General features: G+C 68.1%; 16 protein-coding genes. 4 read left to right on the top strand and 12 right to left on the bottom strand.

Annotated elements, in window-relative coordinates; genetic code table 11:
* Positions 1–5: 5 nt before the first annotated feature.
* The 3 genes from ACQ3C8_RS09675 to ACQ3C8_RS09665 all read right to left on the bottom strand — a co-directional run bounded on the left by ACQ3C8_RS09675 (position 6) and on the right by ACQ3C8_RS09665 (position 4,269).
* Positions 6–1,700 (bottom strand): formylmethanofuran dehydrogenase subunit A, encoded by a 1,695-nt coding sequence (locus ACQ3C8_RS09675; protein WP_009521603.1) that lies wholly within the window; start codon positions 1,698–1,700, stop codon positions 6–8.
* Positions 1,697–3,067, bottom strand: a complete 1,371-nt coding sequence (locus ACQ3C8_RS09670) for a formylmethanofuran dehydrogenase (RefSeq protein ID WP_428851429.1) — start codon at positions 3,065–3,067, stop codon at positions 1,697–1,699. The genes ACQ3C8_RS09675 and ACQ3C8_RS09670 overlap by 4 nt, the downstream gene beginning before the upstream one ends.
* A gap of 473 nt (positions 3,068–3,540) precedes the next feature.
* Entirely contained in the window at positions 3,541–4,269 is a 729-nt protein-coding gene (locus ACQ3C8_RS09665) for a HisA/HisF-related TIM barrel protein (RefSeq protein WP_428851428.1), read from the bottom strand.
* A 12-nt stretch (positions 4,270–4,281) separates the two neighbouring features.
* On the opposite strand from ACQ3C8_RS09665, the gene ACQ3C8_RS09660 reads away from it, so the two are divergent.
* From ACQ3C8_RS09660 to ACQ3C8_RS09650, 3 genes are read left to right on the top strand one after another with little or no spacing between them, the layout of a single operon-like run.
* Entirely contained in the window at positions 4,282–5,274 is a 993-nt protein-coding gene (locus ACQ3C8_RS09660; RefSeq protein ID WP_009521606.1) for an ATP-grasp domain-containing protein, read from the top strand.
* Positions 5,264–6,412 carry a hydantoinase/oxoprolinase family protein gene (locus ACQ3C8_RS09655; protein ID WP_428851427.1) on the top strand — a complete coding sequence of 383 codons (1,149 nt, stop codon included), beginning with the start codon at positions 5,264–5,266 and terminating at the stop codon, positions 6,410–6,412. Before ACQ3C8_RS09660 ends, ACQ3C8_RS09655 begins: the two co-directional genes overlap by 11 nt.
* Entirely contained in the window at positions 6,400–7,059 is a 660-nt protein-coding gene (locus ACQ3C8_RS09650) for an aspartate/glutamate/uridylate kinase (RefSeq protein WP_009521608.1), read from the top strand. The genes ACQ3C8_RS09655 and ACQ3C8_RS09650 overlap by 13 nt, the downstream gene beginning before the upstream one ends.
* 21 nt (positions 7,060–7,080) lie before the next feature.
* On the opposite strand, the gene ACQ3C8_RS09645 is transcribed toward ACQ3C8_RS09650, so the two are convergent.
* From ACQ3C8_RS09645 to ACQ3C8_RS09630, 4 genes are read right to left on the bottom strand one after another with little or no spacing between them, the layout of a single operon-like run.
* Complete coding sequence (locus ACQ3C8_RS09645; protein ID WP_428851426.1) at positions 7,081–7,812, bottom strand: (5-formylfuran-3-yl)methyl phosphate synthase; 732 nt, start codon at positions 7,810–7,812, stop codon at positions 7,081–7,083.
* Positions 7,809–8,432, bottom strand: coding sequence for a DUF447 domain-containing protein (locus tag ACQ3C8_RS09640; RefSeq protein ID WP_428851425.1), 624 nt, complete (start codon positions 8,430–8,432; stop codon positions 7,809–7,811). The genes ACQ3C8_RS09645 and ACQ3C8_RS09640 overlap by 4 nt, the downstream gene beginning before the upstream one ends.
* Before the next feature lie 34 nt (positions 8,433–8,466).
* On the bottom strand, positions 8,467–9,855 hold the full coding sequence (locus ACQ3C8_RS09635; protein ID WP_428851424.1) for a DUF6513 domain-containing protein: 1,389 nt from the start codon (positions 9,853–9,855) through the stop codon (positions 8,467–8,469).
* Positions 9,834–10,430 (bottom strand): flavoprotein, encoded by a 597-nt coding sequence (locus ACQ3C8_RS09630; protein WP_428849638.1) that lies wholly within the window; start codon positions 10,428–10,430, stop codon positions 9,834–9,836. The genes ACQ3C8_RS09635 and ACQ3C8_RS09630 overlap by 22 nt, the downstream gene beginning before the upstream one ends.
* 531 nt (positions 10,431–10,961) lie before the next feature.
* Here ACQ3C8_RS09630 and ACQ3C8_RS09625 point away from each other — a divergent pair.
* Positions 10,962–11,486, top strand: a complete 525-nt coding sequence (locus tag ACQ3C8_RS09625) for a dihydroneopterin aldolase (protein WP_428851423.1) — start codon at positions 10,962–10,964, stop codon at positions 11,484–11,486.
* Between the two features lie 142 nt (positions 11,487–11,628).
* Here ACQ3C8_RS09625 and fae read toward each other — a convergent pair whose 3' ends face one another.
* From fae to ACQ3C8_RS09600, 5 genes are all read right to left on the bottom strand, one after another.
* Positions 11,629–12,141 (bottom strand): formaldehyde-activating enzyme, encoded by a 513-nt coding sequence (gene fae / locus ACQ3C8_RS09620; RefSeq protein ID WP_009521614.1) that lies wholly within the window; start codon positions 12,139–12,141, stop codon positions 11,629–11,631.
* 102 nt (positions 12,142–12,243) lie between these two features.
* Positions 12,244–13,161, bottom strand: coding sequence for a triphosphoribosyl-dephospho-CoA synthase (locus tag ACQ3C8_RS09615; protein ID WP_428851422.1), 918 nt, complete (start codon positions 13,159–13,161; stop codon positions 12,244–12,246).
* The gene (locus ACQ3C8_RS09610) at positions 13,158–14,177 is read right to left on the bottom strand and encodes an ATP-grasp domain-containing protein (RefSeq protein ID WP_428851421.1); all 1,020 of its coding nucleotides are present in this window, start codon (positions 14,175–14,177) and stop codon (positions 13,158–13,160) included. The genes ACQ3C8_RS09615 and ACQ3C8_RS09610 overlap by 4 nt, the downstream gene beginning before the upstream one ends.
* Position 14,178: 1 nt before the next feature.
* Positions 14,179–15,186: a methenyltetrahydromethanopterin cyclohydrolase gene (mch, locus tag ACQ3C8_RS09605; RefSeq protein WP_428851420.1), complete on the bottom strand. Its 1,008-nt coding sequence runs from the start codon at positions 15,184–15,186 to the stop codon at positions 14,179–14,181.
* Entirely contained in the window at positions 15,131–16,336 is a 1,206-nt protein-coding gene (locus ACQ3C8_RS09600) for an ATP-grasp domain-containing protein (protein WP_428851419.1), read from the bottom strand. Before ACQ3C8_RS09600 ends, mch begins: the two co-directional genes overlap by 56 nt.
* Position 16,337 lies beyond the last annotated feature (1 nt).

The raw sequence follows: 16,337 nt of genomic DNA, 5'->3' as shown, positions 1-16,337 counted from the left end.
CGGCCTCACGTCGCCGGTTGAGCCGGCAGGCCCAGCAGCGGATCGCATGCCGCCGGCAGCAGGCGGCCGCCGTTGCAGCAGGCGCACAGCTCGTCGTGCGAGATGACGGCATGGTCGAAGTGGACCGACAGATGATGGTCGCTGTACTTACGCAGGGTCTTCTCGATGCCTGGATCGAATTCCGGTTCGACGAAGTGCGTACCGCCAACCGGCGCGGCTTCGATGCGGCCGCCGCGCGCCACCAGCACGCCATCCTTGAAGACGTACTCGGGCGTGGTGAACATCGCTTCCTGGTCGTCCTGCACGCGGTACACGGCAATATCGGCCGCTGCGCCCGCGCCGAGGTGGCCACGATCGCGCAGGCCCAGCAGCCGCGCCGGACCGGCGCGCGTGAGGATGGCGATTTCGTACAGCGTCAGTTCGCGCTGGATGTCGGCGAGCGTGCAATTGGCGGCGACTTCCGGATGCAGCTTCGCCATCTGCTCGTCGCGGAACGACTTGTCCATCAGCAGGCGGATCAGGTGCGGGTAGCTGGTGAACGGTCCGCCGTTCGGGTGATCGGTGGTGAGCGTCACCTGCCACGGATTGCGCACCGTCAGGAAAATCTCCAGGCCGATGGCCCACTGCAAGGCGTTCACATAACTCTGCTCGCGGTAGCGGAACGGCACCACGCCGCAGCCGGCATCGCACTCGATATCCGCACCGATCCACTTGCGCGGGTTGGCGTGGTCGGCATTGAGCACCTGCATCATGGTGTCGCCGGAGGCGGTCACTGTCTGCCCGAACATGATCTGGCCGACGTCGATGGAGACGTTGGCATGCGCGTTTACCGCGTCGGTGATCTGCCGCGCGGCGGACGAGAACTTGCGCGGGCCGTCGGTGCTGTAGCTGTGGAACTGGATGTGCGTGAGGTGGCCCGGCAGGCCTTCGAGCGCATCGATGGTGGCGAGCGTCGAGGCCACGTTGCCGGGCACGCCGAGATTGCTGGCGTGGATGTGCAGCGGATGCGGCACGCGCAGCTCGGTCAGCGCGCGGCTCAGCGTGCGCAGCACATCGCGCGGCGTGATGCGGTAATGCACGTGCTCGTCGTCCACGTCGAGCTTGCGCTGGTTGAACTTGAATGCCGAGATCCCGCCGGGATTCACCACCTTCACACCCAGCGCCTTGGCGGCGTGGATGGTCCAGCCGACGTAGTCGCGGATACGTTCGAACTCGGTGCCGTCGGCCAGCATGCGCAGGAACAGCTCATCGTTGCCGAGCATCACGTAGGCGCCGTGGTCGAGGATCGGCGTGTCGCCCATCTCCAGGTGCGTATGGCGCGCATTGGAGGCCATCATCGCCGGCTCGAAGGCTGCGGTGTAGCCCATCTCCGCGTAGCGGTAGCCGGTGGCCAGCGTACCCGGCGTGCAAGTGCCGCACGAGGCCAGCTCGAGAGGGTTGTCGCTACGTGCGTTGATACGGTGATCCTCGGGCAGCAGCATGCGTGCGAGGTTGACCTTGCCGCCGCCGATATGCGTGTGCATGTCGATGCCGCCGGCCATCACCACCATGCCGCTGACGTCGATCTCCCGGTCGATCTGCAGGTCGGGCGTGTGCGCCACGATGCGGCCGTCGCGCACGGCGATATCCATCACCTTGCCGTCGATGCCGTTGGCGGGGTCGTACACGCGCCCGCCGCGCAAGCGGAAAGTTGTCGTCATGCCACGCCCTCCTGGCGTGCTGCAGGGGCTTGCATGTGCTGCAACAGCTGGCCGGCGAGTGCCGCGACGGTCGGCAGGCCGTCCTCGCGCACCGGCACGAGCGGCAACACCACGCCGCCGTCGGTGCGGAACATATGGCCGGCCGAGCCGATGCCCGGCGTCGATACCGGCAGGAACACGCCGCACCGCTCGCGCATCTGGCTGGCGAGGGCCGGGTGGCCGAACACCACGAGCGGCAGATCGGTCTGCGGCGGCGGCAGGTCTGGCGTCAGGCTGGCGACCCACAGCATGGCGTCTACCGCGCGGTCTGCCAGCAGCCGCGCCGTGTCGTAGCGATGCGGATCGTGGTCGAGGCCGGTGGCTCGTACCGCCGTACGCAGCGGCAGGCCGGAGAGCCAGGTCATGGTGTAGTTGACGGTATTGCCGCCGTCATCGCCACCCAGCGACAGCACGCCGGCGCGCGTGGTGCGGTTGAGCGCCTTGGTCAGGTGGCCGATGCTTTCGAGTAGCAGGGCGGCATGCGCACCATACTGCTCGGCCAGCGTTGAGGGCGTGACCACCAGGGCGACGTAGTGCGCGGCCCGCAGTCGTTCGCCGAGTGCACGCAGTTCGGGCGTGGCGAAGGACGTATTAGCGGACGTATCGGCGGACGTATTGGCGACCGTACTGGCGGGCGGTTTCTGGCGGCACAGGGTATTCAGGATGGCCAGCGACTGGAGCAGGTCGCCCTGCATGGGGACTTCGCTGACCGTGGCGCCCTCGTGGCCCCGGGCCGCCGGATCGGCGGGCGTGCCGAGAAAGACGATCTCGCGCGCGGCCGGTCCGACGGCATCCTCGCCGCGGTCGGCGAGACCGCAGCGCCGGAAGAACTCGGGATGCTTGCGCGCCGGCTGCGTGCCGATGCACAGGATCAGGTCGGCGCGATTGCGCACCTCCGCCAGCGAGGTGGTGAACGCGCCGCGATCCTGCAGGCTGCGCAGGCTCGGCAGCATGGCCGCGCCCTGGGCATGGTCGAGGATTGCGCCGCAGTGGTTGGCGAGAGTGTACAGGGCCCGCGCGCCCGCGACATCGGTGGCGAGCCCGCCGAACAGCGGCAGGCGCGCCTGTGCGAGACGGCTGGCGGCAGCGGCCAGCGCGTCGCCGGTCGTGGCCGGCTGGCCATCGATCAGCGCCGTGCTTTCCGTCGGCTGGCCCGGAAAACTTGCCAGCGCTGCGCGGGCACGCGGGCATTCCGAGCCGGTCAGGGACAACTGTTCACCCGTGGTCACGCCGACACCATCGCAGAGCAGGGTGCAGAAAGGGCAGGTCCACGGCTGGCGCACCGCATGGTCGGCGGTCGCGAGGGAGGGGGTCGTTGGAACGCTCATGCCCCTGCTGAGCAAAGCCTGTGCCAGCTGTGCGCCGGGCACCACGATGCATTGGGTCCGCCGGGGAGGCAGTCCGTGCACCGTCTCCCGCCGGGCAGGGCATGCCGCGCCTGCGCTCTGGTGCGCTGCAACGAGACAGTCTGTGCAGCCAGGTTGAGGCAACCTGTCACCCCGGTGACAAGCCCCCCAGCCGTACGATCGGAGGGGGCGGGCGTGCCGGCGGAGGGCACAAACAGGCATTGTGCGATCCCGGAACGCCCTGGGTCGGGGGCGGCGGGTTCCGTTCCTCCTTCCTGGCCTTGAGGGTACAGGGCAGCCGACGTGCGACGCAAATCCTCGTGCAGGCCTGGCAGCGCGCTATTTTCGCTGTGCTGCAGCAGGGCTGGCATGGAACGTGTTACACATGGCGGGATAGGAAACGCGGGCCGGAAGCAAGGGGTCGGCCAGGGACAGGCAAGCGACAGGATGGCCCGTCAGGCCGGCGCGTGCGGTGGGAGGTGCGGCTGGGTACGTGGCGGAATGCGCAGTTCATGCAGCGCCGAGGCCACCAGCCAGGCGTGCGCACCGGCCGCGGCTGCGGCCTGGAGGTCGCTGGCGTCGCGGATGCCGCCCGCACCGATGATGCGGCGGTCCGCTCCAGCGTGGGTGCGCAGGCGCGCGATCATGCCGAGGTCGGGTCCGTTGAAGGCGCCGACCTGGTCGAGTGTCATGGCGATGATGTCGCGCGGCCAGCCGCTGGCCTGTTGCCACCAGTAGGCGTCGCCGAGCGGTACGCCGCCGCGCTGGTCGAGCGACAGCGCGGCATGCGGATACCGTGCGAACGGCGAGGCATGGCCCAGCGACTCGCTGCCGAATACCGGCACCACGCGCGGCGCGTGTGCGCCGAGCGCGGCCAGCGTGGCCAGCGTGGCCTCGGCGGCAGCGGCGCTGGCAAAGCCGGCGTCGAGCCAGCACGTGATGCCGGGCAGGGTACCGAGCAGCGTGCGCAGTACGGCGGCCTGTACCGGACCGCCGCCGATGGCGTCGAGGTCGGCGACATACAGCGTGTCGGCGGCGCAGTACGCTAGCATGGCGCTGGCGACATCGGCCGGCGCGCTGCCGTCGCACAGGCGCGAGGCCACCGGCTGGTAGTGCGCGCGTTGCCCGCGCCGGGCGTGGACGGCGCAGCCGCCGAGCAGGTCGATGACAGGAATGATGTGCATGGAAGAAACAGTATGACCCGGGTGTTCGTCTACGAATATATCAGCGGCAGCGCGGCCGAGGCTACGCCCGACCTGCTGGCGCAGGGGCGCGCCATGCGCGACGCTATGGTGACGGACCTCGCGGCGATGGCGGATGTGCGCATCAGCTGCGCCGCGCCGACACGCGAATTGCCGGGGCTTGCCGCCTCGGGCCTGACGCTGTGCGCACCCGCACCCGGTGAAAGCCCGTATGCCTTCGTGCAGCGCGAGGCCTTGCGCCATGACGCGGTATGGGTGGTCGCGCCGGAATTCGACGGCATCCTGCTGGGGCTGTGCGACAGTGTCGAGCCGGCACGCTGGCTTGGCTGCAGCGGCGCTGCGATCTCGCTGGCGGCAAGCAAGCAGGCCACCGCCGAACATCTGGCCGCCAGCGGTATCGCCGCCACCCAGCCGTGGCGCGACGGCGATCCGCCGGGGCCGCGCAACCAGCGCTGGGTCGTCAAGCCGGAACACGGCGCGGGCGCGGAAGAGACGTACTGCTATCGCTCGTTCGAGGCGGCGCATGCGGCCCGCGCGGCGCGCATGGCTGCGGGCGAGGCCGTGGTGATGGAACGCTGGGTCGACGGCGAGGCGCTCAGCGTCTCGCTGCTATGCGGTGCGGGCGGTGCAGGCGAGGTGGAGATCCTCAGCATCAACCGCCAGCAGATCCGGGTGGACGAGAACGGCAAGGTGCATTACGACGGCGTCACGCTCGATGCCATCGCCCTGCTGAGCATTCCCGGCGAGTGGATCGTCAAGATGGCGCAGCGCGTGGTCAGCGCCATGCCGGGCCTGGCGGGATTCGTCGGTATCGACATGGTCTGGCATCCGCGTCGCGGGCCGGTGGTCATCGAAGTCAATCCGCGCGTGACCAGCGCCTACGTCGGCATGTCGGCGCTGCTACAGCGCAATCTGGCGCGCGAGATGCTGGCAGCCCACCAGGTCGCCACTGAGATGCTGGTGGATGGAGCGTCGCATGATCAGTGACACGCCGCCGCGTATCGTCATCGGCTGGGATCTCGGCGGGGCCAATGTCAAGGCCACGCGCTTGTGCGACGGCGAGGTCAGCGATATTGCGCAATGGCCCTGTCCGCTCTGGCAAGGGATGGATTTCCTGCAGGACGTGCTGGCGCGTGCGCGCCTGCGCTGGCCCGATTGTGCAACGGCCGAGCATGCCGTGACCATGACCGGGGAAATGGCTGATCTGTTTCCGCATCGCCAGGCCGGTGTCGTTGCCCTCGCAGCGGCAATGGCCGAGGTATTCGGGCCCCGCGTGCGCTTCTATGCGGGTGCCGCCGGCTGGGTGCCGCACGATGCGGTCGAGGCCGCGTGGCTGCAGGTGGCCTCGGCCAACTGGAGCGCCACGGCCCAGCTCGTGGCCAGCCGCGTGCCCGATGCCGTGCTGGTCGATATCGGTACCACCACCAGCGACATCATTCCCATCCGCGCCGGCACGGTGGCGGCGCACGGTCAGGACGACGCTGGCCGGCTCGCCTCCGGTGAACTGGTCTACAGCGGCGTGGCGCGCACGCCGCTGTGCGCGCTGGCCCGGCGCATCGCTTTCAATGGCGTGGCATACAACGTGATGAACGAGCTGTTCGCCACCACGGCCGACGTGTATCGCCTCACCGGCGAACTGCCAGCCGAGCACGATCCGCATCCGCCCGCGGATGGCGGGGCCAAGACGCTCGCCGCGACGCGCCAGCGCCTGGCGCGCATGATTGGCATGGATGCACGCGAAGCGGGCAACACCGCATGGCGTACTTTTGCCGATGCCTGGCGCGAGGCCCAGCTGGCGGAGTTGGAGGACAATCTGCGCCGCGTGCTGGAGGCGCATGCCGCGCGCGGCGGCATCGCGGGCGCGCCGCTGGTGGCGGCAGGCTGCGGCCATTTCCTGGCACGCGAACTGGCGCAGCGGGTGGGCGTGCCGTGCCTGACGTTTGAAAAGGTCCTGCGCCTGCATTCCGCGCATGCGCTGTGGGCACGCGTGTGTGCGCCGAGCGCCGCGGTGGCGCTGCTGTACGACGCACAGCGCGACATGCGGGAGTGCGGCAAGCCGGCGAGCCAGCCGGCAGCAACGGGCACCAGGGAAGGAACAGGAGAGGAGGCGGTATGTGGGTCGTGAAGATCGGCGGTAGCCTGGGGCGCGATCCGCTGCTGCGCGAATGGCTGAAACTGCTGAGCGAGCAGGGGGGCGGCCGCGTGGTCGTGGTGCCGGGCGGCGGCGGATTCGCGGACCAGGTGCGCGACTACCAGACCCAATGGCGCTTCAATGATCTGGTGGCCCACAATATGGCGGTGCTGGCCATGGTGCAGTACGCCATGATGATGCAGGGCCTGTGTCCGGATGAATGCCCCGGGCTGTCGCTGGCGGTCGATGACGAGAGCGTGCGCAAGGTCCTGCGCAATGCCGGGGTGGCGCTGTGGGCGCCGTTTCCGCTGCTGCGCGAGGCAGCAGACGAGATGACCAACTGGGATGTCACCTCCGACAGCATTGCCGCATGGCTGTCCAACCGCCTCAACGCCGAACGGCTGATCCTCGTCAAATCGTCTCCGCTGGTGTCATCGATGCGGCTCGGTACGCCGATCGAAGCGTATGCCGACAGGGAGATCGTCGATCCCAGCTTTATGCGTTTCACCGCGGACGTGCCGTATCCGGTCGACGTGCTGCACAAGGGCGATCTGGCGACCATGCGCGAACTGCTGGCGCCGACTGCCGCCGGGTGCCTCCATGCGTGCAGCATGGCTGGCGATACCACGGCGCAACGCTAGGGCGTCAGCCTGCCAGTATGACTAGAGCGCGGCCTCCATGCCGGACTGGGCGTGCGGGGGCAACCCGTGCGACGGCGCCCCCTGCAGGCCCTGCCTGACCTGCAGCACGCGCGCCGGATCGAGCCGGCTGTCGCGGCCCGCCACGCACAGCGCGCTGCGGAAGCCGGCAAAGTCTGGCGCCAGTCCCCGCAGTCGAGGCAGGTCATCGAGTTGCAGCGCGCCCGCCAGTCCGACTTGCAGGCCGCTGCCGCGCACCTGTTCCACCAGCGCCCGCAGATCGCCTTCCGGCACGCAATCGAACAGGCTGCCCGCCTGCTTGCGCGCGGTGTCGGCCATGACGGCGGGAAAGGCCTGCGTGCACGCGTGTTCGACCAAGGCCATGTCCAGCCCGTCGTCGCACAGCAGCACCGGGACGATGCGCCACGGCAGCGTCGCCAGATGGTCGAGCGCGGCATGGCCATGCATGCCCGGCGCGATGCCGACCTTCACGTAGTCCACGCCGCAGGCGCCGATGGCCTCGACCATGGCTTCCATCTCCGCCAGCGCCGCGGCCTCCAGGTCGCCGACCGTGGCGCTCAGCAGCAGCGCGGGGTGCTCGGTGCGGATGAGGTCTACCACCTCGCGCACGATGTTCGTCGGCAACGCGCCGAGCGCACCGGCGCGCGGCTCCTTGAGGTCGATCATGTCGGCGCCCGCACGCGCGGCGTCGCGGGCTTCCTCGATATTGCGGACACTGGTGAGCACGGCGGTCATGATTTCTGTTCCGGTGTCTGCTTCTGCGCTTGCTTCTGGATCGCCGTGGCATCGCGCACCACGGCCATGGCCGCCTGATGGCTGGCGATGGCGCTGCGCAGCCAGCGCCACGCTTCATGTTCATCGGGACCGGCAGTCTTGTCGATGGCGATCTGCAGGTAGGCGATCTCTTCGCGCACCTTCTCTGCTGGCAGCATATGCAGGCGGCTGACCAGCACCGCGCCTTCGATGACCGCCGCCTGGGCGCGGTTGAAGCCGGCGAAATCGCCGTGCCGCGCAGCATGCACGCGCGCCATGCGCAGCACCGGGCGCTGCTCGTCCGCACGCTCTTCCACCAGGCGCAGTTCGACATGGTTGAGCGCGGCCTGCAGACGCATGCCGGGAACGCGTTCGGCCGGCACCAGCGGCCAGTCGCGGCGGCCCGTGACGCAGCCGGCGAACACGCGCACGTCGGTGGTGAGATTGAGCACCGCGTGGCCGGTGCCGACGATGTTGTCGTAGGTAGCCGAAGGCTTGAACGGCATCAGGATGACGTCGTCGCCCTGGTAGCGCACGCCCATCGGCGCGAGGTGCGGCTTGCCGTCCGTGCTGACCGTGGAGACCACGGTTTCGAAGATCATGTCGTTCTGCATTTCATTCACGCTGCTGCGTTCATCATGATTCCTGCGTTTTCATGGTGGTGCCGGGCGCGCACCATTCCTGGAGATTTTCCGCATCGCGCTCCACGGCGCAACCCCAGGCGAGCGACTGGTCTTGCGCATAGCGCTTGCCGAGCTGCCAGGCGATTTCCGCGCGTGCCAGTTCCACACCCATGTAGAAGGCATGGTTGCCGTCGTGCTCCAGCTTGAGTTGCGGCCACAGCGTGAACGGGTCGGCCGCCACGTGATGGCCGTCGCGGTTGTAGACGTGGATGCCGTCGGGTGCGATCTGCACGCGGAAGTTGGGGTCGCGGATGGCTGCGGCCGTTTCGGCGATGTCGGCCGGCGTGTCGGGAAACGGATCTTTCTCGTGCAAGGCCATCAGGTCATCGCTGATGCCCTTGGGCAGCATGCGGTGCTCGCGCGCAGCGAACATCATGCGGCGCGCCACGTCGGCCTCGCGGATGGCGCGCCGCGCGTGCGGGCTGACCTGCGTGGTCAGCACCGCGCCGGCGCGCATCTCGACGGCGATGCCAAACAGCACGGCGTTGATGCCGGCGGTGTCCGCTTCGGTGAGTTCGGTGACGTTGCCGACGCCCAGGAGGATCGGGGCATCTGGATAACGTGCGCGCAAGCGCTCGTAGCGGCCCAGTGAGGACAACAGGCCGAACGGAATCGGATCGAGGATGGAGTCGGCAAAATACGGTCGGTCGCGCTGTTCCATGGCATCGACGGCGGCATATAGCGAGGCCTCGTCGGCAGGCTCGCGTGGCACGAGGATGGGGATCGAATCGACCTCATCGGCGATCCACAGCGTATCGACGGAAAGGCTGAGCAGGTAGTCCGCGCCGGCCTTGCCGCCACGCACCAGCTCGTCGGTATTCATCGAATCGACGCTGACAGTGAAGCCTTCCGCCTTGAGCGCACGCACCGTGTCCTCGAGATGCGGAAACGGCGTGGCAGGCAGGCAGCCGATGTCGATCACGTCCGCACCGTCGGCGACATGCTGGCGCGCCCGCGCGCAGATGGCCGGAATGTCGAGCTGTGGCGCATCGACGATCTCGGCGAAGATCAGGATGTCCTGTTGCGACAGGTCCATCGGCTTGGCCTTCTGGTTAAAGAAGCGCGGCAGGTCTTTCAGCTCGTCCGGCCCGCGTTCCACCGGCAGGCCGTAGTGCGCGCTGAGCATGTCGAGGTCGCCGCGGCAGCGGCCCGGCACGATGATGCGGTCGGCCTGCACGGGTGCGGCCACGCGGCGGCGCACGAGTTCCGCGGTCATCAGCGCGGCCACCTGCACGCCAATCTCGCGCACCTCCCAGGTGAAGGGTGCCGGCGCCATGCTTTCGAGCACGCGGTGCAGGCCCTTTTCCGCCAGCCGGCCGGTCAGGAAGACGATGTGTTCCATGCCAGCGAAAGCTCCTGCAGACGGAGATCGAGCGCGGCGCGCAGCGCCTCGACCGAACATGCCACGCGGCAGTGGTCCAGGGCGCGCAGGCGCTCGACATTTTCCAGTTCGATATTGCGCGGATGCAGCTTGACCCAGCCGTGCGGGCTGCGTGTCACCACCACCGGTTCGGTGTCGCAGGCGAACACGATGCCGGGAATGCCCAGTTTGCCGGCTTGCGCAAAGATATTGGTCGGCAGCGTGTCGGACAGGCCGAAGGCACACTTGGCGACGGTGTTGCTGGTGGCCGGTGCGATCACCGCGGTGTGGTAGTGGTGCGAATACAGCATGCCGACCGGCACCGCGCTGGCGGTCTTGTCGCGGAACACACGGAAGTGCTGGCGCAACGTCTCGAGGCGGATGTCATAGAGCGCCAGCACCTCCTCGCCGGCGCGCGACAGGAAGAGGTCGACATTGGGCAGGGCACGCGCCAGTTCCAGCGATTCCTCGAGGAAATGGCCGGAACCGGTGATCGACCAGGCAAAGCGCGGCCCGCCATCCACAGGTGGATTGAGCGCTTCGTCGCTGTCGGGCAGGATGCCGGTCCGTGCGGAGTCGGCGAGAGGGTGAAGCGGAGACGTCAAAATGGATCCGGTCGGCAGGTGTGTCAGGTGTATCGGCAGGTACGGCAAATCAACGGTGGACGTGCATTGGCGATGCGTCGGGCCAGGTTCCGGGCCGGTGTTGGGGCCAGCGGTGGCCGTCAGCAGCCTGATGCACGGTTCATGCCCACGCCATTACGCCATCACGGCATGGTGGCAGCGAGCCAGGGTCTCCCGCCGGAAGCGATGGCCGGGCACGTCCTGTGTCGTCACTGCAACACTGTGTGCCACGCCGGTACGCATCCGGTCTTCTCGGTATGGCCGTCGCGGCGCGCCCTGCGCGCGGAAGACGGCGGTTTTGAACCCATTGTAGCGCAAGGGTCGGGCGCGATCGCATGAAGCCGAGCACGGAGTACGGCATGGAGCAGGGACGGCGCATGGCGGTGGCCTGTTTTTTGCGTCGCCTCCCGCCATGTGCGGTCGATGGGACCGCCGGGGCCATGGGCCAGAGACCAGGAGCAGGCAATGAGACGAGACGACTTCACGGTACCCGCGGGGGCGGCAGGGGCATTCCCGGGCCACGCCAGCGGCACGCAGGCCGGCCTCGCGCTCGGCGCGATTCCGGCCGATGCTGCCCAGATGGACCTCATCTTCGTGCAGGGCTTCGAAGGCCAAACCATCATCGGCATCGACCCGTGCGAACTCGACCAGCCACAGCCGCTGCGCATCGACGTGACGGCCGGCCTCCCGCGTAGCGTGGCCTGCAGCACGGACCAGATCGGCGACACAATCCACTACGGGCAGATTCGCGAGGGATTGCGCGAGTTGATGCAGACGCATCGCCTGCAATTGCTGGAAGCCTTTGCCGAACGGATTGCGAGCATGGTGCTGGACGATTTTGGCGCGCACTGGGTGCGGGTCGTGGTGGTCAAGCCGAAGAAATTCGAGGATGTGGATGCCGTGGGCGTCGCCATCGAGCGCCGCCGGTCCGTGGCGCGGCAGGGTGGATCGCTGCTGGATTGGATGGGACACGGCATGGTGCCATCCTGAGCTGCCTGATGAGGCATGCATGAGGCATGCTTCAGTGCGGCACGCGGCACGGTTCTCCACGCCGCATGCCGATCCATTGAACGCCACCGGCGTCCAATGAACCAGTCGGCCCGGAATGGCGGCCGACTTCGCTGCTTCCGTCTTAGGCGTGAGCCTGGAACGGATGGTCGGCCGAACCCTTCTTGCCAACCACTTCCTTGGCCGTCGGCGAACCGGACACGGCGCGCTGGATAGCTTCGCGGGTGGCCTTGTAGTTGTAGTCCTGGATCTTGGCGTCGTCTTCGGCGAGCCAGTGGATGAACACGCCGACGCAGATGAACAGGTCGTCGGCTTCGTCGGCCGGGATGGTGCCGTCCTCGACGCTGTCAGCCACTGCCATGGCGACGGCGCGCTGGGCCGGGCCGAACATCTGCACGGCTTGCTTGGCGCCCTTGATGGTCACCTTGTTGAACATGACGGTGTTCGGCTTGGCGAGCAGGTTGGGGGCGACCACAGCCAGCAGCGAAGTGAAACCGTCCTTGTTGTTCACCAGGGCATTACAAAAGGCGGTTTCAACTGCCGAACCACGAGGTCCGATCAGCAGGTCGATGTGCGCGACTTCGTTGCCGTCTCCGACCAGCGACTCGCCGACCATTACTCGATTGATCTTTGCCATGTGTACGTCTCCCGAAAATGTTGGATGCAAAATGGGACGCGATGCGTCACATCTTCACTAACACTTTCCATGCCAGACCCCGCTGCCGGACCGGTTTTGCCCTCAGGGAACCGGCTGGATCGCGCATAGTGCCGGGCTCACGAGGGCCGCAATCATCGCTGTAGCCACGGTCAGGTCTGCGCTGGTACCGGGATTGATGCCGCGCGCCTTGAGCGAACGGTCCCATTCCGCCAGCAGGTGGAGATCGGGGCCATTCCCATCGTTGCAACGCTTTTTGAGGTCGCGTGCCTGTTCCGTGACACTTTGTGCGACATCGAGGCCGTGCTTGCGGACGATATGCGAGTCGGGAAAACGCCCCAGCCAGGCAAGATACGTTTCCAGCACCGCCGTGTGCAGGCTGCGCGCCGGACTGGCATGGCGCTGCATGGCCGCATGAAAGGCCGGCAGGCCCAGGTCGAACAGGTCGGCGAAGCCGTGGGCGTACTGCCGGGCGATGGTATCGCGCATGGCTGCCATGCGCATGGCAGTGCGCAGGTCGACGGTCGGTACTGCGGCGACGTCCTGTTCCGGCGCATCGCCAAGGCCACCCGGGCTGGCATGGGCGATGGCCCGGTAGGCAGCCTCGGCATCCGCCACAGTGAGGTCTGCGAGCACCTGTTCCACCGCTTGCCGCAACGCGCCGATGCCGGGCAGGCCCGCCGTCGCCAGCGCCGGCCGTTCCAGTGCCGCGGCCAGCGGTGCGCAAAGCAGCAGGATGCCAAGATTGGTGTTGCAGTGCGCCACGGCCCGCGTCAGGCGGACCGCACGTTCGATGCGGCTGCCCACCGTTTCGCCAGGTGCGGCGATGGCGGGGCCCGACGCCTTGGCGCTGGCGATAAACAATGCGGCCGTCATACCGTGGCCGGCGCTCTGCAGGCTGACATTGCCGGGCTTGCTGACCATCACGTCGAGCATGCAGGCCCACAGGAAGGCCTGCTGGGCCGTGCTGCCCAGGTCGTCGGGAGAGGGCGCCTGCATCATGCGGCGCTTCCCTGGGCTGCGTCGGCGATAAGGGGCATGCCGAGCCGGCGTTGCAGCAGGTCGTCCACCAGCAAGCCGGCGATATCGACGTCGGTGGTCGATTGCAGGCCGCGCCAGGCCGCCACGCCGTTGACTTCAATCACCACCGCGCCAGCGCCATCAGCACGGTCTTCTCCGGCCGGCATCAGGTCGATGCCGGCATAGTCGAGGCCCAGTGCGGCCGTCGCGCGGATTGCCAGATCGGCCAGCGCGGGCGGAATGTCGGCCGCTTCGCAGCGCGCGCCTTGCGCCACATTGTGGATCCAGCCGGCACTGACGCGCCGCATCGCGGCTACCGCGCGGCCGCCGACAACGAGGATGCGCCAGTCGAAGCCGGGCGCCGTGCGGGCCGCCTGGAAGCGCTGCAGATAAGCCACGTGGCCGTACGGTGCGAGTCGGGGCAGGGCGGCTGGCGCGCCGTTCACATGGCCGGCACGCGTCAGCCCCTTGCCCTGTGAACCGAACAGCGGCTTGAGCACCAGCGCGCGGCCCGCCGCGCCCTCGCGCATGACGATGCGCTGCGCGTGCGGGGCCGATTCCGTGACCCACGCGGCGGGCGTAGCGACGCCGGCGCGGTGCAGCAGGAAACTGGTCATGCCCTTGTCGACACTGCGTTCGATGGCGCGTGCATCGTTATAGACGGGCACGCCGAGTTCGCGCAGCGCGTGCAGGATGCCCAGGCGCAGCGTGACCTGCTCGAAGCTGCCGCCAGCGATGCCGCGCACGATTACCGCATCGGGCAGCTCGCGGCCGTAGCCGGGGATTGAGAGGCCGTGCCAGTGCCGCGTCAGGTCAAAGCCGCAATCGGCGAGGTCCACGCAGCGTCCTTCGCAGCCGCGCGCGCGCAGGGCGCGCTTGAGCCGTGTGGTGTGCCAGCCGGTTTCATCGGTCATGATGGCGACGCGCAAGGGGCGGCCTGGGGACCGGGTCGGCTGGGCTGGCGGGATGTCGGCCGGGATGTGCGCGTGCACGGTCATGTCATGCTTCCTGCAGCCACTGTCCCCGCAGCAGCGGCATATTGAGCGCGCCGGCATGCCATGTGCGGCCGGTGGCGAGATTACTGACCCACACCTCGGCGGGGGCAAAGAGGTTGGGATCGATCTTGTAGAAATCGTACTCGACTTCCTTGAAGATGTCGGCAAACGGCCGGCCATAGTCGGGCGAGCGCATCGACGGCAGATCGTTGGCCAGCGCACGCGCCTTGTCGTCGTCGGTATTCACCGTGAGCTGCACGCGGCCGCCGTAGAGGATGGCATCGTTGGTGCGACCCATGGCTTCGCCGCCATCCGCGCCGGGCGGCGGGAGCGGAGCCGAGGCGCTGCCGCCGACGATGTCGTGCAGCGCAAAGCCGAGGACATGCGCCTTGTGCAGGGCGACTTCGAGCACGCGGCCGACCACCTGCGTGGTGCCGGCGAGGCTGGTGGTGGGCGTCAGGATGACCGTGAGCTGATGCGGCTCCAGCCCGCAATCGCGCAGCACCTTGCGGATCACCACTTCAGGCGGCGGGCGGTCGACTTCGAGCACGAGGCAGGCGGCGCCGGGCTGGTCGCGGTAGCCGAGTTCCTCGAACAGCGGCTCGCGTCCGGCGAGCGCGCGTGCCGGGCCCGAGCCGAGTGCAAAGAATTTCTTGCCGCCAGTCTCTTCCTTGCTGGCCGACAGGCTCCAGCCGGCGTACTGGCTCGCCAGGCAGGCGAGCACCGGCTGCGCGCTGTGCACGTCGATCCAGGTGGGCCATTGTTCGCTGTCACCGCCATGCCGCAAGCGTACTTCGCCGAGTCCGCCCATGCAGATGCCGGTGATGGCGACGCCGGCAGCCACACTGCCTGGCGCGTCGATGCCGGCGTCGATCACGCGCACGCCGAGCGGCCCCTCGCTGCAGGCAAGGTTCCATTCGGCGCTGCGCTCCAGCAGGTGGGCGACACTCGGGGCGCTAAGGGCGTTGACGCTGGGCCGGGAGAGGTTGGTCGGGACGGCGGCTTGGGACATGGTTGTCGACATGCAGGGCCTTCAGGTAATCAAGGGTTTGCGTGCAGCGGTCATGCAGCAAGGCATCGACCGCGGCGAGGGAAGTGGCGCAGGCAGAAACGGTGCAGAGCGGTTCGCCCGCACCGATGCGGATGCCCGGCACCGGAATGTCATGGCACCATCCGGCGCGCATGAGCGTACCGGAGAGCGAGGCATTGATGTGCTGCTCATGCTCCGCGAATACGGTACGGCAGCCGCGCACGGCAGGTGTCTCGATGCGCTGCGGCATGGGCGTGACGCCCTGGCACGCCTGGACATGTGCATGCATCAGGCCGTGCGCATAACTGTCTTCATACAGCGCCATCGCGGCGGTGGGCCGCGGATTGACTTCCAGCACATGGAAATCGGGCGCGTCGAACAGGAAATCGAGGCTGTTCAGGCCGACCAGCCCGCAGGTGCGTGCGATGCCCTGCACGGCATCCGCGAGGTGCTGCATGATCTGCGGCGGCAAAGTCACCGGGCCGCTGACGCCTTCGAACACATAGGGCATATCGCTGCGCTGGCCGATCCACTGGCGGTTGATGCCGAGGATCCGCACGCTGCCGCGCGCCCCGCCCTGGTGGGCGAGGAAGATCACCGACATGGGAATGCCGGGCATCTGCCGCTGGAAATACGCGTGCATGCCGGGCCGCGCTTCTTCCGCCGGACGGATATGCCACGCGCCCGCGCCGCCAATGGCCTTGCACAGCCAGCCGCGCGGATCGTCAGGTGGTGTCAGGCGCGTTTCCGGGTGGGGAATGCCAAGTTCCTGCAGCATGCCGAAGAAGCGTTCCGGATCCTTGAGCAGGCGCACCGTGTCGGGCGGATTGCCCAGCAGCGGCACGATCCGGGCGCCGGCCTCCAGCAGGTCGGGCTGATCCTCGAAGCCGGTACCGGCGACCCAGCCGACCAGCGGCGGCCGTAGGCGCAGGCGCTGCAGCGCTGCCAGCGTCGCCTCGGCGGAAATGGTCAGGGTGGCAGGATTGCCGATGGGCTCCCAGGCGTGCGCGGCATGACGTGTATCCGCATCGCCGAACAGGTCGAGCGCCGTCACCTCGAAGCCGGCGGCGTGCGCCGATTCGGTCATCATGCGGGCAGACAGCCCGGCGACGATGAGCTCCGGCGCACCCATG

This window comes from Imbroritus primus (genome assembly GCF_964332355.1).
Classification (GTDB): domain Bacteria; phylum Pseudomonadota; class Gammaproteobacteria; order Burkholderiales; family Burkholderiaceae; genus Imbroritus; species Imbroritus primus.
Note: the sequence above shows the minus strand (reverse complement) of the source record. Positions and strands in the feature narration are given on the sequence as shown.